General features: G+C 67.6%; 3 protein-coding genes. All 3 read left to right on the top strand.

What is annotated here, in order from left to right:
- The first annotated feature begins 96 nt into the window (after window positions 1–96).
- The gene (locus AC27VN_RS35955) at window positions 97–1,887 is read left to right on the top strand and encodes an acyl-CoA dehydrogenase (protein WP_490879721.1); all 1,791 of its coding nucleotides are present in this window, start codon (window positions 97–99) and stop codon (window positions 1,885–1,887) included.
- Window positions 1,888–2,051: 164 nt separating this feature from the next.
- Window positions 2,052–3,014, top strand: a complete 963-nt coding sequence (locus AC27VN_RS35950) for an NAD(P)H-dependent flavin oxidoreductase (protein ID WP_093355778.1) — start codon at window positions 2,052–2,054, stop codon at window positions 3,012–3,014.
- Window positions 3,015–3,092: 78 nt separating this feature from the next.
- Window positions 3,093–3,562: acyltransferase family protein (locus tag AC27VN_RS35945; RefSeq protein WP_490879720.1), on the top strand; the 470-nt coding region annotated here is incomplete at its 3' end.

The following is a 3,562-nucleotide window of genomic DNA, read 5'->3' as shown; positions in this document are numbered from 1 at the left end:
GGAACTGGTCAAGGCGCTCTGATCGCGCCATTGCATTGAGCCAGAGGGCATCGTTCGCGATGCCCTTTTCACATCCGCAGTATCGGGAGACATGAGATGAGCTACACCGCCCCCCTCAAGGACATGCTGTTCGACATCGAGCACCTGGCCAACATCGGCGAGATCGCCAGGCTGCCCGGCTTCGAGGACGCCGGCCTCGAGACCGCGCAGGCCGTGCTCGAGGAATGCGCGCGCTTCAACCAGGACGTGATCGCGCCGCTCAACGTCGCGGGCGACCGCAATCCCTCGTCGTTCAAGGACGGCGAGGTCACGACCACGGCCGGCTTCAAGGAAGCCTTCGCGCAGTACGTGTCGGGCGGCTGGCAGGGCCTGCAGCATCCGGCCGACTTCGGCGGCCAGGGCCTGCCCAAGACCATCGGCGCCGCCTGCGGCGAGATGCTCAATTCGGCCAACATGAGCTTCGCGCTGTGCCCGCTGCTCAGCGACGGCGCCATCGAGGCGCTGCTGACCGCGGGCTCCGACGAACTCAAGGCCACCTACCTCGAGAAGCTCGTGAGCGGCCAGTGGACCGGCACGATGAACCTCACCGAGCCGCAGGCCGGCAGCGACCTCGCGCTGGTGCGCAGCCGCGCCGAGCCGCAGCCCGACGGCAGCTACAAGGTCTTCGGCACCAAGATCTTCATCACCTACGGCGAGCACGACATGGCCGAGAACATCGTGCACCTCGTGCTGGCGCGCGTGAGCGGCGCGCCCGAGGGCGTGAAGGGCATCAGCCTGTTCGTGGTGCCGAAGTTCCTGCTGAACGCCGATGGTTCGCCGGGCGCGCGCAACGACGTGCACTGCGTGAGCATCGAGCACAAGATGGGCATCAAGGCCTCGCCGACCGCGGTGCTGCAGTACGGCGACCATGGCGGTGCCGTCGGCTATCTCGTGGGCCAGGAGAACCGCGGCCTCGAGTACATGTTCATCATGATGAACTCGGCCCGCTACGCGGTGGGCATGCAGGGCATCGCGATCGCCGAGCGCGCCTACCAGCATGCCGTGGCCTACGCCAGGGAGCGCGTGCAGAGCCGCCCGGTCGATGGCTCGATCAACGCCAGCGCGCCGATCATCCATCACCCCGACGTGAAGCGCATGCTGATGACCATGCGTGCCTACACTGAAGGATGCCGCGCCATGGCCAGCGTGGCCGCCGCGGCCTATGACGCCGCGCACCACCATCCCGATGCCGATGCGCGCAAGCAGAACCAGGCCTTCTACGAATTCATGGTGCCGCTGGTCAAGGGCTACAGCACCGAGATGAGCCTCGAGGTGACCTCGCTGGGCGTGCAGGTGCACGGCGGCATGGGCTTCATCGAGGAGACCGGCGCGGCGCAGTACTACCGCGACGCGAAGATCCTCACGATCTACGAAGGCACGACCGCGATCCAGGCCAACGACCTCGTGGGCCGCAAGACCGCGCGCGACGGCGGCCAGACCGCCAAGGCCATCGCCGCGCAGATCGAGAAGACCGAGGCCGAGCTCGCGAAGAACGACAGCGCCGCCGCCAAGGCCGTGCTCAAGCGCCTGAAGGCCGCGCGCGAGGCCTTCGTCGAGGTGGTGGATTTCGTCGCGGGCCAGACCAAGGCCTCGCCCAACGCGGTGTTCGCGGGCAGCGTGCCCTACCTGATGCTCGCGGGCAACCTGGTGGCCGGCTGGCAGCTCGCGCGTTCGCTGATCGTGGCGCAGGACCAGGCCTCGCACAACGTCGACGTCGACTTCATGCAGGCCAAGATCACGACCGCGCGCTTCTATGCCGAGCACATCCTCGCGAAGGCGCCGGGCCTGCGCGACAGCATCGTCGACGGCGCCGAGAGCGTGAACGCATTGGCGCTCGAGGCCTTCTGAAATACGGGCAGCCGAACGCAGAAGTCGCGAAGGTTACGCAGAAGTCGCGCAAGCAAAACCAAAATTTGTCTTCGGCTTCTTCTGCGACTTCCGCGCAGTTTTTTGTCTTCCTTCCGCGTTCGGCCGTCCGCTCCCGCATTCCACAACTTCCAGAGACAAGCAACATGTCCAAGCTCCCTCCCGTGCTCGCGAACCTGCCGCTGCCGATCATCGGCTCGCCGCTGTTCATCATCAGCAACCCCAAGCTCGTGATCGCGCAATGCAAGGCCGGCGTGGTCGGCTCGATGCCGGCGCTCAACGCGCGGCCCGCGGCGCAGCTCGAGGAGTGGCTGATCGAGATCACCGAGGAGCTGGCGGCCTACAACAAGGCCAACCCCGACAAACCCGCCGCGCCCTTCGCCATCAACCAGATCGTGCACAAGAGCAACGACCGCCTCGAGCACGACATGGAGATGGTCGTGAAGTACAAGGTGCCGATCGTCATCACCTCGCTGGGCGCGCGCACCGACGTCAACGACGCGGTCCACAGCTACGGCGGCGTAACTCTGCACGACGTGATCAACAACAAGTTCGCGCAGAAGGCGATCGAGAAGGGCGCCGACGGCATCGTCGCGGTGGCGGCCGGTGCCGGCGGCCATGCGGGCATCAAGAGCCCGTTCGCGCTGATCCAGGAAATCCGCCAGTGGTTCGACGGCCCGATCGCGCTGTCGGGCGCTATCGCCACCGGCGGCGCGGTGCTCGCGGCGCAGGCCATGGGCGCCGACTTCGCCTACATCGGCACCGCCTTCATCGCGACCGAGGAAGCGCGCGCGAGCGATGCCTACAAGCAGGCCATCGTCGAGGGCACTTCGGACGACATCGTCTACTCGAGCCTGTTCACCGGCGTGCATGGCAACTACCTCGCGCCCAGCATCGTCAACGCCGGCATGGACCCGGCGAACCTGCCCGAGGGCGACGTGAAGACCATGAGCTTCTCGGGCGGCGATGGCAGCAAGGCCAAGGCCTGGAAGGACATCTGGGGCTCGGGCCAGGGCATCGGCGCGATCAGCGAGGTGTCGAGCGCCGGCGTCTTCATCGAGAAGCTCAAGCGCGAATACCAGGAGGCTCGCCAGCGGCTCGCGCTTTGAGAACACGTTCCTAGCGTGAACGACCTGCCGGCCCCGGCGGCGAGTGCCGCGCCTGCTCCCGCCGCTCGGCGGGAGCGCATGCCGCTGCTCGACGCGGCCAAGGGCCTCGCCTGCGCGGTGATCGTCGGGCATCACCTGTCGCGCTACGGACCGATGCCCGCGGGCGCGTTGTCGCTCGCGCCCGATTTCCTCGGCTGGCTGGCCAGCGACGGGCGGCTCGCGGTCCAGATCTTCCTGGTGATCGCCGGCTTCCTCGCCGCGGCCAGCCTCGCGCCCGACGGGCTGCTGCGCATCGATCGCCCGCTGGTGCGCATCGTCCAGCGCTACGGCCGGCTGGTGATGCCCTACCTCGCCGCGCTCACCGTCTGCGTGCTGGTGGCGGCCGCGGTGCGGCCCTGGCTCGACGCCGACCTCGTACCGGCCTCGCCGAGCATCGGCCAGTTGCTCGCGCACGGGCTGCTGCTGCAGGACCTGCTGGGCTACGAGGCGCTGTCCACCGGCGTCTGGTACGTGGCGATCGACTTCCAGCTGTTCGCGCTGGCGCTCAC

Source organism: Variovorax sp. 20P10.2.4, assembly GCF_058244205.1.
This window is presented reverse-complemented; position numbering and strand designations above follow the sequence as displayed.

Bases quoted from the DNA above. Each gene is read 5' to 3' on its own strand.
- AC27VN_RS35955 (WP_490879721.1), top strand. From the start codon at position 97: ATGAGCTACACCGCCCCCCTCAAGGACATGCTGTTCGACATCGAGCAC.
- AC27VN_RS35950 (WP_093355778.1), top strand. From the start codon at position 2,052: ATGTCCAAGCTCCCTCCCGTGCTCGCGAACCTGCCGCTGCCGATCATC.